Raw genomic sequence first — 15,390 nt, 5'->3', positions numbered from 1 at the left:
CCGCCGTCAAAGCACTGCTCGAAGCGGCCGGCGACGCGTCCCTGCTCGTTGTCGGCAGCGTCGTGGTTCGCGGCAGTGAGCCCGCTGAGCGCTGAGCGATGAGCGCGGACGCTGACCGCCGACCGGCCTGACGGCGAACGCATGAGCCCGGCCGATCGCTCGTGACGGTCCGTCCGTCCCCCGGGTGCGCGGCCCACCGTTCCGGTCGAGCATGAAGACGTATCGGAGATCCGGGATCAGGACGCGTTGGCTGGCGCGCGCGAGTTGAGAGGTCTGGCGGATGAAGGCGTTCGTGATGAAGGAGATCGGGCGGGTGGGCGTCATGGACAAGCCCGTGCCGCAGCCGGGTCCGGTCGGTGCCGTCGTGAGGACCACCCGCGCGCTGATCTGCACCTCGGACACGCACACCGTGTCGGGCGGGGTCGGGCCACGCGAGAACCTGACCCTGGGCCACGAGGCGGTGGGCGTCGTCCACGAGGTCGGCAGCGAGGTCAGGGACTTCCGCCCGGGCGACCGGGTACTGGTGGGCGCCATCACCCCGGACTGGGGGGACAGGGCCTCGCAGAACGGACACCCCTCGCAGGCCGGCGGCCCGCTCGGCGGCTGGAAGTTCGCCAACGTCAAGGACGGCGTCTTCGCCGAGTACTTCCATGTGAACGAGGCCGACGCCAACATGGCGCACATCCCCGACGACGTCTCCGACGACACGGCGGTGTACTGCGCCGACATGCTCTCCACCGGGTTCATGGGCGCGGAGCACGGCAACATCCCGATCGGCGGGACCGTGGCCGTGCTCGCCCAGGGGCCGGTGGGGCTGATGGGGACGGCAGGCGCCCGGCTGCGCGGCGCCGGCCTGGTCATCGGCGTCGAATCGGTCCCCAGCAGGCAGAAGCTGGCGCGGTTCTACGGCGCGGACGAGATCGTGGACTTCACCAAGGAGGACGTCGTCGAGCGGATCATGGAGCTGACCGGCGGCCAGGGCGTCGACACCGCGATCGAGGCACTCGGCGCCGACTCGACGTTCCAGACCTGCGTGAAGATCACCAAGCCGGGTGGGACGGTGTCCGTCACCGGCTACTTCGGCGAGGGCGAGTTCGTGCGGATCCCCCGGGTCGAGTGGGGGGTCGGCATGGCCGACAAGACCATCGCGACGGGGCTGTGCCCGGGAGGGCGGCTGCGCATGGAGCGGCTGCTCCGGGTGCTGCAGACCGAGCGGCTCGACCCCACCCCCATGACGAGCCATCAGTTCTCCTTCGACGAGATCGAGCGGGCGTTCGAGGTCATGGACAAGAAGCTTGAGGACGTCATCAAGCCGCTGATCGTGTTCTAGGCCGGGGCCGGACCTCGTCACGCGGTGTCGCCCCCACGGGGCCAGGATGGAAGGGCTGGGCAGCATGCTTGATCTCGATCCGCCCTTTCGGCGGGTGCGAAGGCAGGACGGCTACCTCCCCCTGGAGGACTTCGGCCTCATCGGGGACGGCAGGACCGCGGCGCTGGTCGGCCTGGACGGCTCCATCCCGTGGATGTGCCTGCCGCGCTTCGGCTCCGAGCCGCTGTTCTGCGGCCTGCTCGACCACGCCCGGGGCGGGCACTTCACCGTGGCGCCCGACGGCCTGCTGGAGGCCCGGCAGCGGTACGAGCCCGACACCGCCGTGCTGGTGACCGAGATGCGCTGCGCCACCGGGCTGGTCCGGGTCACCGACGCCCTGGTCCTGCGCTCCGGCGCCGACCTGACCGACGACGCCCCCCAGAGCCGGGCCGAGCTCGTCCGCTCGGTGGCCGTGCTGGACGGCGAGGTCCGGCTGCGGGTGGACTTCGAGCCCCGCGGCGGCGCCCTGGCCCGGGCTCTGTTCAGCGGACTGGAGATCCAACCGCCCCGGCGGCCGGACCTGCAGCTGCACCTGCGCTGCAACCGGCCCCTGGACTCCCTGCACAGCACGCACGAGCTGCGCTCGGGCGACCGGCTCGACCTGGTCCTGTCCTGGGGCCGCTTCCACCGCCACCACCGGTTCGACGCGGAGGTGATGCTGCAGCAGACCTCGGACGCCTGGCGCCGCTGGATGACGGGGTTCAGCTACCAGGGCCCGCAGGAGCAGCTGGTGCGCCGCTCCGCGATCACCCTGAAGCTGTGCGACGACTGGGCCAACGGCTCGCTGGTCGCAGCCCCGACGTCGTCGCTGCCCGCGCCCATCGGCGGGGTCCGGAACTGGGACTACCGCTACACCTGGATCCGCGACGCCGCCTACGCGGTGTTCGCGATGCGCCGCATCGGCTTCGGCGGTGAGGCCGACGCCTTCCTCGGCTGGGTGCTCGACGCCTTCGAACGCAGCCGGCGGCCACGGATCATGTACGACCTCGACGGCAGCCCGGTACCCGACGAGGTCGAGGACGCCGAGTTGGAGGGCTACCGGCGCTCGGCCCCGGTGCGCTGGGGCAACGGCGCGGCCGACCAGCGCCAGCACGACGTCTACGGCGAGGTGCTGGACTGCGCCGACCAGTGGCTCCGTAGCGGCGGCCACCTGGAGCCCGCCCTGTGGGCCGGGCTGGCCGCGCTCGCGGACGCCGCGGACAAGGCCTGGCTCCAGCCCGACCAGGGCATCTGGGAAGTCCGCAGCGAAGGCCGGGTGTTCACCTACTCGGCGGGGATGTGCCTGGTGGCCCTGGACCGGGCCGCCGTGATCGGCGAGCGGCTGGGAATCCCCGAACGGACCGAGGGCTGGCGGGCCTCGGCCGAAAAGCTGCGCCACCTGATCCTCGAGGAGTCCTGGGACGCGGACGCCGGGACACTCAGCGAGCACCTGGACGGCGGCGGCTCGCTCGACGCCAGCCTGCTGGCACTGCCGCTGCGCCAAGTCGTCCCGGCCGACCATCCGCGCATGGTCGCGACGACCGCGGCGATCGCCGAGCGCCTCTCCGCCGGGGACGGCCTGCTCTACCGCTATCTGCACGACGCGTCACCCGACGGCCTGCCCGGCGACGAGGGCGCCTTCGTCCTCTGCAGCTTCTGGCTCGTCGACAACCTGATCGGACAGGGGCGGACCGACGAGGCCGCCGAACTCTACGACTCACTGTGCCGCCGAGCCAGCCCGCTGGGACTGCTGCCGGAGCAGATCGACCCTCTCACGGGAGCGTTCATGGGCAACTTCCCCCAGGCGTTCAGCCACATCGGGATCATCTCCAGCGGTGTGAACCTCGCGCGGGCCGCTGCGGGGAGGAAGGCATGATCGACCGACTCGTCGTCTTCGGCGCCACCGGCGACCTCAGCGCCCGCTACCTGCTGCCGGGGCTGGCCGCCCTGCAGGAGGCCGGCCATCTCGACAGCCGGTTCCAACTGGTCGGCGCCGACCGGGGCGAGGGCGACAGCGCGTGGTTCCGCGGCTGGGCGGACGAGCAACTGGACCGCCACGGCGCCGACCACCCCGCCGACGCCAGGAGAGCCGTCACCGCCCGAACCGAGTACCGGCGCACCGACGTCACCGATCCAGCTGACGTGGCGTCAGCGATCGCGGGCCCCGAGCCGGTCGCCGTCTATCTCGCCCTGCCGCCCGCGCTCTTCGCCACTGCGGTCAAGTCGCTGCACCGGGCGGGCCTGCCGCCGGGCAGCCGCATCGTGCTGGAGAAGCCCTTCGGCGAGGACCTGGACACCGCGGTCGAGTTGAACCTGCTCCTCGCCGACCTGGTCCCCGAGCAGGCGGTCTTCCGGGTCGACCACTTCCTCGCCATGACCACCGTCCAGAACCTGCTCGGCAGCAGGCTCGCCAACCGGGTCCTGGAACCGATCTGGAACAGCACCCACATCGCCGAGGTGGAGATCGTCTGGGACGAGACCCTCGCCCTGGAGGGCAGGGCCGGCTACTACGACGGCGTCGGGGCGCTCAAGGACATGCTGCAGAACCACCTGCTGCAGTTGCTGTGCCTGGTCGCCATGGAGCCGCCGGTCAGCTTCGACGAACGCGACCTGCGCAACCGCAAGGTCGACGTACTGCGCTCGGTGCGGTCCTTCACCCAGGAGGACGTGGTGCGCCGGACCCGCCGCGCGCGCTACTCGTCCGGCCGGATCGACGCACGCGAGATCCCCTCCTACAGCGGCGAGGACGGCGTGGACCCCGCACGCCGTACCGAGACCTTCGCCGAGGTGGAACTGGAACTGGACAGCTGGCGCTGGGCGGGGACGGTCTTCCGGCTCCGCAGCGGCAAGGCCCTCGGAGCCGACCGCAAGGAGGTCGCCGTCCGGTTCCGGCCGGTGCCCCATCTGCCGTTCAGCGACGACCAGGAGGCGCTGCCCAACCTGCTCCGGTTCGGCCTCGAACCGGAGACCCTGACGCTGCACCTGACCGGCACCGGCTCGCACACCCACGCCCTGGCCCCGCTGACGCTCGCAGCACTGATGGAGCCGCCCGAACTGCCCGCCTACGGACGGCTGCTGCTCGACGTGCTGACCGGGAACCCCACCCTGTCCATCCGGGGCGACGAGGCCGAGGAGGCCTGGCGGATCCTCGCCCCCGTCATGTCGGCCTGGTCGCAGGACCTGGTCCCGCTCCAGGAGTACCCGGCCGGCTCGGACGGCCCGGGTGCCGCCCGGCCGTGAAGGCGTCAGCTCCGCCGTCCTGTTCGCCGGGGCCCTCGCCAGTGCCCTGCTTCTGCGTGGCGCCCGGGCAACTTCCGTGGGCGGATAGGATCTTGGCGAGCGGGTTGGTAAACCGTCGGCCGGCCTGAAGTCCGAAGGGGAGCGCCATGGAGGGGTTCGGTTGGATGCAGCACGTCGAGGACCCGCCGGACCAGGTCGACCTGCGTACCGACGTTCCGTCGACGGCGCGGATGTACGACTACTTTCTCGGCGGCAAGGACAATTTCGCGGTCGACCGTGAGGCCGCCGAGCAGGTCATCAGTGCCTTCCCCGCCATCCTGGAGACCACCCGGGCCAATCGCGCCTTCCTCGGCCGTGCCGTGCGGTACGCCGCCCGGGAGGGCGTGCGGCAGTTCCTCGACATCGGCACCGGCATCCCGACCCAGGCCAACACCGACCAGGTGGCCCACGCCGTCGCCCCGGACGCGCGGGTGCTCTACGTCGACAACGACCCGATCGTGCTGCGCCACGCGGACGCGCTGATGGCGCAGGCGGACGGGCGCAAGCGCACCCGGGTGCTGCTGGGCGACCTGCGGCAGCCCGAGCAGATCCTCTCCGAGGCACGGAAGTTGCTGGACTTCGACCAGCCGGTCGCGCTGATGCTGGTGGCGATCCTGCACTTCATCCAGGACGAGGAGAAGCCGGGCGAGATCGTCCGCTCGCTGGTGGAGGCGCTGCCGCCGGGCAGCATGCTGATCCTCTCGCACGCCACCGGCGACTTCATGCCCGACGCCTCGGTGGAGGTGCACCGCGCGGTGTACCGGAGCGCCACCTCGCCGTTCGTCGACCGGAGCCGGGCCGAGGTGGCGGAGTTCTTCGAAGGACTGGATCTGGTGGAGCCCGGTCTCGTCCAACTGCCCTGGTGGCGGCCGGACGGCGCGGTGCCGGGGGGCTCGGAGCGGGTCTCCGGCTGGGCGGGCGCGGCGTTCAAGCGCTGAGGCCGTTGCCGCCGCGGACACAGGGCTGCTCAAGGACCGGGTGCGCCGCGGCCGACGGGGGAGGGGCGTCGGCCGCGGCGCGTTCGGTCAGCAGTCAGTGATCAGCGGTCAGTGATCAGCCGTCAGCGGCCAACGGTCAGCCGAGGGTCCACTGCTGGTTACTGCCGCCGTTGCAGGTCCACAGCTCGGCCAGGGCGCCGTTGGCGGTGGAGGCGCCGGTGACGTCGAGGCACAGTCCGGACTGGTCGCCGGTGACGGTGCCGTTGGAGTTGAGCGTCCACTGCTGGTTGCTCTGGCTGTTGCAGGGATAGATGATCACCTTGGTGCCGGACGTGGTGCCCTGCCCGCTGGCGTCCAGGCAGTCGGTGACGCCGCTGTCGGTGACGGTGAGCTGGCCGCCGGAGGTGTGCGTCCAGGCCTGCGGTGCCAGGCCGTTGCAGGTGTAGATCTGTACCTGGGTCCCGGCCGTGGTGGTGCCGTTGGGGACGTCCAGGCACTTGCCCGCGCCCACCGCGTGCAGCGGTCCGGTGGTGCTCCCGGTGCTCGTGCCGGTGCTGTAGCCGGCTGCGGTGATGTTGGACTGGACCGAGTTCTCGGTGGCGTCGGACGGGTAGCCGGAGGTCATCACACCTTCGTAGAAGGTGCCGGCGGAGCCCTTGCTGTTGTCGCCGCCGATGCCGAGTATGATCGCCCCCTCCTTGTGCATCGGGTTGTAGCCGGAGACGTTGGGGCGCGCTCCGCTGTAGGAGGTCGACAGGCCGCCGGACTGGGCGTTGCCGGACCGGATCGCCCACTGGTTGGGCTCGCCCTTGATGATGGCGGTCAGGAAGCGGTTGCTCACGGTCGGGTCGTTGGCGTTGTAGCCGGCGTTCACCCCGGAGTAGAGGCCGTTCTCCATGTCGGCCATCACCCAGGGGCCGTTGCCCGTGCCGTAGCCCCAGACCTTGATGTTGCCGAAGTAGATCGCCTCCATGTGGCCGTTGCCGGTGTCGTCGTTGCTGGTCTCGGCGTTGCCGTAGTCGAAGCAGCAGCCGCCGTTGTAGTGGGTGCCGTCGAGGACCGCGTACATCCCCTCGGCCGCGTCGCCGGTGGCGATGCCCGAGGTGTTGTCGTCCCGGTAGCCGGTGCCGGCAGCTACGTAGACGCCGTAGGCCTCGTGGCCGCCGACCGTGACCGGGGCCGCGGTGGCGTTGGCGAGGTTGTCGGGGCCGCCGGCGGCGCCGCCGGCGGGCGCGTCGGTGAGGTTGTTGCCCTTGCCCGACTGGTCGTAGATGACGGTGATCACGCAGCTGGTGCCGGCGCAGAACGAGTCCTGGGCAGCGGCGTTGGCGTAGCCGCCGGCGCTGAGCACGCCGATGTTCAGCGTGCTGCTGTCCGAGGCGCGCCTGACCTGGTAGAGCGACCCGTTGTAGGCGCCGTAGAGCGCGCGTGTGGTGCTGTGCGCGGCCACACACGGGGTGCCGCCGGCGGCGTAGATGTCGCACGGTCCCTGGGTGGCGGCCTGTGCTGTGCCGGCCGTCGCGGTGGCGGCGGCCACCGTGCCGACCAGGACGGCGAGGGCCGCCCCGAATCGGGCCAGCCTTGTCCGGATGATGTTCCTCATGCCTCTCCCTAACTCTCTGGTGGAGTGCGACTCAGGGATTTGTTAGCGCTAACATTTCGGACCGGCGCAGCCGCGGTTCTGCGTCAGGGGGTTCAAGTCGGCGACACTGCCGTATGGGTGATGCACAGTCAAGACATTGCGCAAGCGGAGCACACAACCGTCGTGCCGTGCTTCCGTGCTCCCCCGGGGCTCCCCCGAGGCTGCCTCTAGGCAAGTGTTGTCGTGTGCAATACTTTGAGAATGGTGAACATAGCAGGTCACAGCCCTGGACCAACCGACGAGGAGTTGCATGCGTTCCAGCGGGGGACCCGCGATCTGATCGGGATCGCCCTGCACAGCCTGGACGCGGCGGGCGGAGCGGTGTCGCTGCCGCAGATGCGGGTGCTGCTGGCGCTCGGGGATCTGGGGCGCTGCCCGTCCTCGCGGCTGGCGCGGACGCTCGGTCTGGGCGCCTCCTCGGTCACCCGCCTCGCCGACCGGCTGGTCGCCTCCGGCCACCTGGTGCGCGGCGGGGACTCGCACCACCGCAGTGTGGTGACGCTCGAACTGAGCGAGTCCGGGCGGGAGCTGGTCGAACGGGTGCTGGCCTGGCGCCATGACGAGCTGGCGCGGCTGCTGTCGCTGATCGACCCGGTGCTGCGCGCGCAGGCGGCCGAGGCGCTCCAGCAACTGCACGCGGCCGTCGGTGAGGCCTACGCCGACGAGCTCCCCGGGCCGGTGCCGCTGTGAGCGGGAAGGCGGGGCACCGCACCGCGCACCTGGGCGACTTCACCGTCGGCCCGCGGATGCTGAAGATCACCTTGTGGGCGCTGCCGGTCGGCGGCGCCGGGGCGCTGGCCGCGCTCGGACTGCTGCGGCTGATCGGACTGGTCACCAACCTGGTCTTCTACCAGCGCTGGAGCACGGCGCTGGTGGCGCCCGGCCAGGTGCACCACCCGTGGTGGCTGGTGCTGCTCGCCCCGGTGGCCGGCGGTCTGGTGGTGGGCCTGATGGCCCGCTACGGCTCGGAGAAGATACGCGGCCACGGGATGCCCGAGGCCATCGAGTCGATCCTGACCGGCGGCAGCCGGGTGGCGCCCAAGGTCGCGCTGCTCAAGCCGGTCTCGGCGGCCGTCAGCATCGGCACCGGCGGCCCGTTCGGCGCCGAGGGGCCGATCATCATGACCGGCGGCGCGATCGGGTCCATGCTGGCCCAGTTCCTGCACTTCACCGCCGACGAGCGGAAGACCCTGCTGGTGGCCGGCGCCGGAGCCGGGATGGCGGCCACCTTCAACTCGCCGCTGGCCGCCGTGCTGCTGGCGGTGGAGCTGCTGCTGTTCGAGTGGCGTCCGCGCAGCTTCGTCCCGGTCGCCGCCTCGGTGGCGGTCGCCACCGTGTGCCGCGGCTTCCTGCTCGGCACCGCCCCGGTCTTCCCGGTGCCCTCCGCGGGTCTGCACCTGACCGCCCCGGTCGAGGTGCTGGCCGCGGTCACCGGGCTGAGCGGCGGCGCGCTGGCGGTCGGCGCGACCTGGCTGGTCTACCGGGCCGAGGACGGCTTCGCCAAGCTGCCGTTCCACTGGATGTGGTGGCCCGCCATCGGCGGCGCGATCATCGGCGCGGGCGGCCTGATCGAGCCGCGCGCACTGGGCGTCGGCTACGACGTCATCGACCAGCTGCTCACCGGTCGGGCCACCGTGTCGCTGATCGTCGGCATCCTGGTGGTCAAGACGCTGATCTGGTCGCTGTCGCTGGGCTCGGGCACCTCCGGCGGGGTGCTGGCACCGGTGTTCATGATCGGCGGCGCCCTCGGAGCCTGGGAGGGGATGCTGTTCCCGCAGGTCATTCCGGGCTTCTGGGCCATGTGCGGGCTGGCCGCCGTGGTCGGCGGGGTGATGCGCTCGCCGCTGACCGGCGTGGTGTTCACCCTGGAACTGACCCATGCCTGGGGCGCCCTGCTGCCGCTGCTGGTCGCCTCCACCGCGGCCTACGCGCTGTCCGCGCTGGTCCTCAAGCGCTCGGTGCTGACCGAGAAGATCGCGCGCCGCGGCCTGCACCTGACCCGGGAGTACTCCACCGACCCGCTGGAGACCTTCTTCGTCCACGAGGTTATGGGGCCGGCTCCGGCCTCCGTGCCGGCGGATCCGCCCCCGGTCTCCGTCCGGACCCACGACACCCTGCGCCATGTCGCCTACCTGTTCGCCGAACATTCGCTGACCAGCGCACCCGTTGTGGAGGACGGACAGGTGGTGGGCGCGGTCGCACTGGTCGACCTGCTCCAGGCCCGCCTGCACGACCTCACCGAGGAGCACCACCGCCAACGCGTCCTCCCCGCCCCCTCGCCCGAGCCGTCGTCCCCCGCCCCGGCGTCCGCCGCGTAGCGGGTCACGGCGGACCCGGCCCGCGCGGTCAGCGCGGGTCGGGGTCGGGGCCCTCGTCCGGGGGGTGGGGGGTGCCGCGGTTCAGGCTGATGCGGGTGACGGTGACCAGGAGGCGGATCGCCAGGGCGACGAAGGCCAGGTCGACCAGGACCTGCAGGCTCACCAGGATCCGGGCGAAGTCGCTGGTCGGGGCGATGTCGCCGTAGCCGACGGTGCCCAGGGTGACGATGGTGAAGTACAGGCCCGAGGTGTGGTCCAGCGGCTCGGTGAAGGTGGTCGGGTCCATGGTGGACAGCGACACATAGGCTCCGGCGAACAGCACCACGAACAGCGGCAGGGTGACGGCGAGGGTCTCCACCGCGCGCAGCTGCGGCAGTTCGGCGTTGAGGATGCGGTGCAGTTCGAACCCCATCACGGCGAGGAACACCAGTCCGCCCAGGACCAGTCGGATGACGGCTGCCGCGTCGGCGGGACGGCGGTCCAGCGGGAGCACGTAGTACAGGCCGATGACGGCCGCGCTCGCCAGCGCGCAGCGGGCGGTGCTGGCCGCGATCGCGCGCCGGCGCTCGGCGCGCGGCAGGTCGCCCAGCCGACGCGGGGTCACCGGGCCCCCGCCGCGCCCGGCCCGGCGCACGGCCGTGGCTCTGCGCCCATGGCTGCTCCTTATGCCCGGATCTGTTCTGAGATGCAGACGAATGTCTCATCCATGATGATCGTTCCATATTGCCCTGCTCGCCCGGGCGGGGCCGGAGGAGGGAACGAATGGACAGGCGACCGATAATCTGCGAGTTCCTGGGCACCTTGCTGCTGGTGCTGTTCGGCGTGGGGGCCGCGGTCCTGGCCGGGAACTGGATCGGCAATCTGGGCGTGGCCCTGGCCTTCGGGTTCATCCTGTTGGCCCTGGCCTATGCGTTGGGACCGATCTCCGGCTGCCACGTGAATCCGGCGGTGACACTGGGCTTCCTGGTGGCCAAGCGGATCGACGTGCGGACCGCGGTGACCTACTGGGCGGCCCAGTTCGTCGGCGGCATCGCCGGCGCCGCGCTGGTGTTCTGGCTGGCGAAGACCGTCCCCGGACTGCGGACCCACGGCAAGATGGGCAGCAATGGCTGGGGTTCGCGCTCCGAGGTGCACATCAGCCTGGGCGGAGCGTTCCTGGCCGAGGTGTTGCTGACCTTCCTGCTGGTGTTCGTGGTCCTCGCCGTGACCCACCGGCTTGCGGTGACCGGCTTCGACGGTCTGCCGATCGGTATCGCCCTGGCCGTGATCCACCTCGTCGGCATCCCGCTGACCGGCACCTCGGTCAACCCGGCCCGCAGCCTGGGCCCGGCGCTGTTCGCCGGGGGCGCCGCGATGTCGCAGGTGTGGCTGTTCATCGTCGCCCCGCTGGTGGGCGGCGCCATCGCGGCCGCCGCGCACCTGGTCACCCACCCCCAGCCCAACGTGCTGGCGGAGAATGTGCTGGTGGACAACGTGCTGGCGGACAAGGCGGTCACGGAGCACTAGACCCTGGCGCGGGCTTCCGGTCGGTGCTGTCACGGCGTGGCCGAAAGCGGAGGACGGCAGTCCCCGGCGCAACGTCATATCAGTACGCTGATCGATCAGTTGACCGCTGATCGAGGAGCACGACGTGACAACTGCCCAGCAGGCGCCGGACATTCTGTCCCCGGACTTCGCCGCCGACCCGTATGCCTCCTACCGCGTCATGCGCGAGCAGTACCCGCTGATCTGGCACGAGGGTATGCAGAGCTACATCGTCTCCCGGTACGCGGATGTCGAGAAGGCGTTCAAGGACCCGGTGTTCACCAGTGACAACTACGACTGGCAGCTGGAGCCGGTGCACGGCAGGACCATCCTGCAGATGGGCGGGCGGGAGCACTCGGTGCGCCGGGCGCTGGTCGCGCCGGCCTTCCGCGGCAAGGAGCTCCAGGAGAAGTTCCTGCCGGTGATCGAGCGCAACGCGGCCGAGCTGATCGAGGCCTTCGCCGCGGACGGCAGCGCGGACCTGGTGGCCCAGTTCGCGACCTGGTTCCCGATCAATGTGATCGTCGACATGCTGGGCCTGCCGCGCGAGGACCACGCGCGCTTCCACGGCTGGTACACCTCGATCATCGGCTTCCTCGGCAACCTCACCCAGGACCCCGAGGTCGCCGCCTCCGGACTGCGCACCCGGGAGGAGCTGGCCGCCTACATGATCCCGGTCATCCAGGAGCGGCGCGCCGATCCGGGCGACGACCTGCTCTCCGCGCTGTGCACGGCGGAGATCGACGGCACCACCATGAGCGACGAGGACATCAAGGCGTTCGTCAGCCTGCTGCTGGCGGCCGGCGGCGAGACCACGGACAAGGCGATAGCCGGGGTCTTCCGCAATCTGCTGGCCAACCCCGAGCAACTGGCCGCGGTGCGGGCGGACCGCGGCCTGATCCCGGCCGCCTTCGCGGAGACCCTGCGGTTCACCCCGCCGGTGCACATGATCATGCGTCAGCCCTCGGCCGACGTGGAGCTGGGCGGCGGTACCGTCGAGGCGGGCAGGACGGTGACCTGCCTGATCGGCGCCGCCAACCGGGACGGCGAGCGGTACGCGGACGCGGACCGCTTCGACGTCTTCCGATCCGACCTGACCACGGCCAACGCCTTCTCGGCCGCCGCCGACCACCTCGCCTTCGCGCTGGGGCGCCACTTCTGCGTCGGGGCGCTGCTGGCCAAGGCCGAGATCGAGGTGGGCGTCAACCAACTGCTGGACGCCCTGCCCGATCTGGCCCTGGCCGAGGGCGAGACCGCCGAGGAGCAGGGGCTGTTCACCCGGGGTCCCGCCTCGCTGCGGGTCACCTTCACGCCGAAGCGGTAGATCGCTTTCAGATCGAGGTGAACTCGACCGGGAGCGCCGCCGGTCCGCGCATCCAGATCGAGGGCCGCCACTCGACCTCCTGGGCGGGAACGGTCAGCATCACATCGGGAAGGCGGTCGAGCAGCACCTCGACCGCCGCTCTGGCGATCACCTCGGCCATCTCGGGGGCGGGCACCGGGCAGCGGTGCTCGCCGTGGCTGAACGACAGATGGGCCTGGTTGCCCACCGATCCGGCGCTGAAGTCCGGCTGCACCTCCGGGTCGGTGTTGGCCGCCGCCAGCCCCAGCACCAGGCAGTCGCCCTTGCGGATCCGCACGCCCGCCAATTGGGTGTCCCGCGCGGCCCAGCGCCCGACGAAGTTCTGGGTCGGGGTGTCCGCCCACAGCACCTCGTTGAGCGCCTGCCCCACGCTGCGCCGGCCGCCGGACAGGGTGACCGCGAAGCGGTCGTCGGTGAGCATCAGCCGCAGCGTGTTGCCGATCCAGTTGGACGTCGGCTGCTGGCCCGCCGCCATGATGGAGATCATGTCCTGGATGATCTCCTCGTCCTCCAGCCCGGCCGGGTGCGCCAGCATCCGCGAGGGCACGTCGGAACCGGGGCGGCTGCGGCCCCGCTCCAGCAGTCCGACCATGGTGGCGTGGATGCGCATGTAGGCGTCCAGGGCGCCGGGGCCCTCGTCCAGGGAACCGGCCATGTCCCGTTCCAGCTGGAAGATCTGCTCCAGGTCCAGGCCGAAGAGGCCGGCCACCACCCGCAGCGGGACCTGGGACGCGTAGTCGGCCATCAGCTCGGCCCGGCCGGTCCCGGCGAAACCGTCGATCAGCGCGTCGGCGACCCGTTCGCTGGTGGTGTGCAGCTCGAACTGGTCCACCTGGGAGAGCACATCGGTGATCACCCCGGCCCGCCGCTGGTGCTCGGCGCCCTCCTTGAAGAGCACCGAGGGGGTGTGGGTGACGTAGGGCATCAGCGGCCAGTTCGCCGGGATCATGTCCCAGGCGTGCCAGCGCCGCGAATCCCGGGCGAACAGCTCGGAGTTGCTGGTGACGTAGTGGACCTCGCGGTAGCCGAGCACCAGCCAGGCCGGGACGTCGTCGTCCAGCAGGATCGGCGCGACCGGGCCGTGCACGCGCCGCAGCAGCCGGTAGAGCTCGGCCGGGTCCCGCTGGAAGCGCGGGGAGTGCATCCGCACGGCGCCGCCGGGGCCGGTGCTCTCGCCGCCCGCCAGGGCGCCCGCCGCGGGGCCGTGCGCCGGGCAGCCCGGCGGCGGCCCGTCCTGACCCGGCGGTTCTTGCGGCGACGGATGCTGATGTGTCGTCACGGGGTCGGCTCCAGGGCGTGGGAGAGGGAGTGCAGGTGGCGGACGAGGGCGACCAGGACGTCCCGGCTCGACTCCCGCTTCCGCGCGTCGCAGTCCAGCAGCGGGACGTCCGGGTCGAGCGAGAGGGCCGCGCGGACCTGCTCCAGCGAGTGCGTCGGCTCGTCGAAGTTGTTGCGGGCGACCACGAACGGCAGGCCGTGGTGCTCCAGCCGGTCGATGGCGTACCAGGAGTCGGCCAGCCTGCGGGTGTCCACCAGCACCACCGCGCCCAGGGTGCCGGCGAACAGCCGGTCCCAGAGGAACCAGAACCGCTCCTGGCCCGGGGCGCCGAAGAGGTAGAGCACCCTCTCGTCGTCGAGGGTGATCCGGCCGAAGTCGAAGGCGACCGTGGTGGTGGTCTTGGTGAGCACCCCCTCGCGGTCGTCGATGCCGATGCCGGCCCGGGTCATCATCTCCTCGGTGCTGAGCGGACGGATCTCGCTGACGGAGCCGACCAGGGTGGTCTTGCCCACGCCGAAACCGCCCACGACGACGATCTTCAGGCCGTCCCTGGCGGTGTCCCTGAGCGGACGCTCCGAGCGGAGCGGTGCGGCGGCGGCAGCAGCAGCGGCCGCAGGAGGAGCAGCGGCCGAAGCCGGGGCGGCCGGGTCCCCGGGCTCAGAGGTTCTGGAGGGCAACGAGCACCTTCTTCAGGGTTTCGGGCGGCGGCAGCTGCCTGCCGCGCCCGGACGACTGCGGATGGCGGGCGGTGATCCGGCCCATGTCGAGCAGGTCGCAGAGCAGGATCTTCACCACCCCGACGGGCAGGTCCAGCAGTGACGCCAACTCCACGACGGCGACCGGCCGTTCGCTGAGCTGCAGGATCCGGACCAGCTCGGACTGCATGCCCGGGGTCGGCCCGCTCTCCCGCACGATCAGCGTGACCAGGTCGAAGGCCTGCTCGTAGGCCCTGGTCCGGCCGCCGGTGACGGTGTAGAGCCGGTCCGGGTCGCCGGTGTCGACCGGACGGCGGATCATGCGTGCTGCCTCGGCTCGGCCCGCAGGTGCGTGCCTATCTGTTCGACCAGCTCACTCATGTTGTGGCCGACGATGCCCGGGTCGGCGTCGTCCCCGGCGACGACCGCCAGGTGCGCGCCGACCCCGGCCTCGACGATGAACAGGATGCCGCCGTGGAACTCGGTCATGGACTGGCGGACACCGCCGGTGCCGTCGCCGAACTCGATGGAGGCGCCGTGCGACAGGCTCTGGATGCCCGAGGCGATGGCGGCCAACTGGTCCGCCTGGTCCACCGAGAGGCCGGAGGACAGGCAGAGCTTGAGGCCGTCGCGCGAGAGCACCAGGGCGTGGCGGGTCCCCGGCGTCTTCTCCAGCAGGTTCTCCAGCAGCCAGTCGAGGCTGCGGTCGGTGGTGCTCATCGCTCGGTGTCCTCTTCGGTCCGGTCCGACGGTCGGTCGGTCTCAGCGGGCGGGTCGGTCTCGGCGGTCTCGTCGGCGGTCCCGGCATCCGCTGCCGCGCCGCGGGCGGCCGCGCGGAAGGCGCCGAAGCGGGCGCCTGCCTCGGCCCGGGCTGGTACGTCCTCGGCCGCAGCCGGGGCGACTGCCGGGGTGCCGCGCAGGGCGGCGGCCAGGGTCCGTCCGGGCGGCCGCTTGGGCAGGTCCGGGGCGGGGCCCTCGGCGGTGTCGACAGCGGTGTCCGGGGC

General features: G+C 71.5%; 14 protein-coding genes and 1 pseudogene. 8 read left to right on the top strand and 7 right to left on the bottom strand.

The window, feature by feature from the left end; all coding sequences use genetic code 11:
- Positions 1–280: 280 nt before the first annotated feature.
- From TR46_RS24255 to TR46_RS24240, 4 genes are all read left to right on the top strand, one after another.
- Positions 281–1,330: an NAD(P)-dependent alcohol dehydrogenase gene (locus TR46_RS24255; protein WP_042404853.1), complete on the top strand. Its 1,050-nt coding sequence runs from the start codon at positions 281–283 to the stop codon at positions 1,328–1,330.
- A gap of 64 nt (positions 1,331–1,394) precedes the next feature.
- A complete protein-coding gene (locus TR46_RS24250) occupies positions 1,395–3,224 on the top strand; it encodes a glycoside hydrolase family 15 protein (protein WP_042404948.1) in 1,830 nt (609 codons plus the stop codon).
- Positions 3,221–4,588, top strand: a complete 1,368-nt coding sequence (locus TR46_RS24245) for a glucose-6-phosphate dehydrogenase (RefSeq protein WP_042404851.1) — start codon at positions 3,221–3,223, stop codon at positions 4,586–4,588. The genes TR46_RS24250 and TR46_RS24245 overlap by 4 nt, the downstream gene beginning before the upstream one ends.
- 146 nt (positions 4,589–4,734) lie before the next feature.
- A complete protein-coding gene (locus TR46_RS24240) occupies positions 4,735–5,565 on the top strand; it encodes an SAM-dependent methyltransferase (RefSeq protein ID WP_152626652.1) in 831 nt (276 codons plus the stop codon).
- Positions 5,566–5,701: 136 nt separating this feature from the next.
- Here TR46_RS24240 and TR46_RS24235 read toward each other — a convergent pair whose 3' ends face one another.
- The gene (locus TR46_RS24235) at positions 5,702–7,168 is read right to left on the bottom strand and encodes an arabinofuranosidase catalytic domain-containing protein (RefSeq protein WP_042404847.1); all 1,467 of its coding nucleotides are present in this window, start codon (positions 7,166–7,168) and stop codon (positions 5,702–5,704) included.
- Positions 7,169–7,408: 240 nt separating this feature from the next.
- Between TR46_RS24235 and TR46_RS24230 the strand changes: the two genes are divergently transcribed.
- Together TR46_RS24230 and TR46_RS24225 are read left to right on the top strand one after the other, a co-directional pair.
- A complete protein-coding gene (locus TR46_RS24230) occupies positions 7,409–7,897 on the top strand; it encodes a MarR family winged helix-turn-helix transcriptional regulator (protein ID WP_042404845.1) in 489 nt (162 codons plus the stop codon).
- Positions 7,894–9,525 (top strand): chloride channel protein, encoded by a 1,632-nt coding sequence (locus tag TR46_RS24225; RefSeq protein ID WP_236655472.1) that lies wholly within the window; start codon positions 7,894–7,896, stop codon positions 9,523–9,525. The genes TR46_RS24230 and TR46_RS24225 overlap by 4 nt, the downstream gene beginning before the upstream one ends.
- A gap of 28 nt (positions 9,526–9,553) precedes the next feature.
- Here TR46_RS24225 and TR46_RS24220 read toward each other — a convergent pair whose 3' ends face one another.
- On the bottom strand, positions 9,554–10,129 hold the full coding sequence (locus tag TR46_RS24220) for a potassium channel family protein (protein WP_063770666.1): 576 nt from the start codon (positions 10,127–10,129) through the stop codon (positions 9,554–9,556).
- 158 nt (positions 10,130–10,287) lie between these two features.
- Between TR46_RS24220 and TR46_RS24215 the strand changes: the two genes are divergently transcribed.
- Together TR46_RS24215 and TR46_RS24210 are read left to right on the top strand one after the other, a co-directional pair.
- Positions 10,288–11,031 (top strand): MIP family channel protein, encoded by a 744-nt coding sequence (locus TR46_RS24215; RefSeq protein ID WP_042404843.1) that lies wholly within the window; start codon positions 10,288–10,290, stop codon positions 11,029–11,031.
- Positions 11,032–11,155: 124 nt separating this feature from the next.
- Positions 11,156–12,373 carry a cytochrome P450 gene (locus TR46_RS24210; RefSeq protein WP_042404841.1) on the top strand — a complete coding sequence of 406 codons (1,218 nt, stop codon included), beginning with the start codon at positions 11,156–11,158 and terminating at the stop codon, positions 12,371–12,373.
- 7 nt (positions 12,374–12,380) lie between these two features.
- Here TR46_RS24210 and TR46_RS24205 read toward each other — a convergent pair whose 3' ends face one another.
- The 5 genes and pseudogenes from TR46_RS24205 to TR46_RS42520 all read right to left on the bottom strand — a co-directional run.
- Positions 12,381–13,691 (bottom strand): cytochrome P450, encoded by a 1,311-nt coding sequence (locus tag TR46_RS24205; protein WP_052433063.1) that lies wholly within the window; start codon positions 13,689–13,691, stop codon positions 12,381–12,383.
- Positions 13,688–14,368, bottom strand: coding sequence for a GTP-binding protein (locus TR46_RS24200; RefSeq protein WP_084718880.1), 681 nt, complete (start codon positions 14,366–14,368; stop codon positions 13,688–13,690). The genes TR46_RS24205 and TR46_RS24200 overlap by 4 nt, the downstream gene beginning before the upstream one ends.
- Positions 14,349–14,708, bottom strand: a complete 360-nt coding sequence (locus tag TR46_RS24195) for a DUF742 domain-containing protein (protein WP_042404839.1) — start codon at positions 14,706–14,708, stop codon at positions 14,349–14,351. The genes TR46_RS24200 and TR46_RS24195 overlap by 20 nt, the downstream gene beginning before the upstream one ends.
- Complete coding sequence (locus TR46_RS24190) at positions 14,705–15,106, bottom strand: roadblock/LC7 domain-containing protein (protein ID WP_042404837.1); 402 nt, start codon at positions 15,104–15,106, stop codon at positions 14,705–14,707. The genes TR46_RS24195 and TR46_RS24190 overlap by 4 nt, the downstream gene beginning before the upstream one ends.
- Positions 15,103–15,390 (bottom strand): annotated as a pseudogene (locus TR46_RS42520) (hypothetical protein); the annotation flags it as partial. The gene TR46_RS24190 and the pseudogene TR46_RS42520, both read right to left, overlap by 4 nt.

The organism is Streptacidiphilus carbonis (assembly GCF_000787775.1).
GTDB lineage: Bacteria > Actinomycetota > Actinomycetes > Streptomycetales > Streptomycetaceae > Streptacidiphilus > Streptacidiphilus carbonis.
This window is presented reverse-complemented; position numbering and strand designations above follow the sequence as displayed.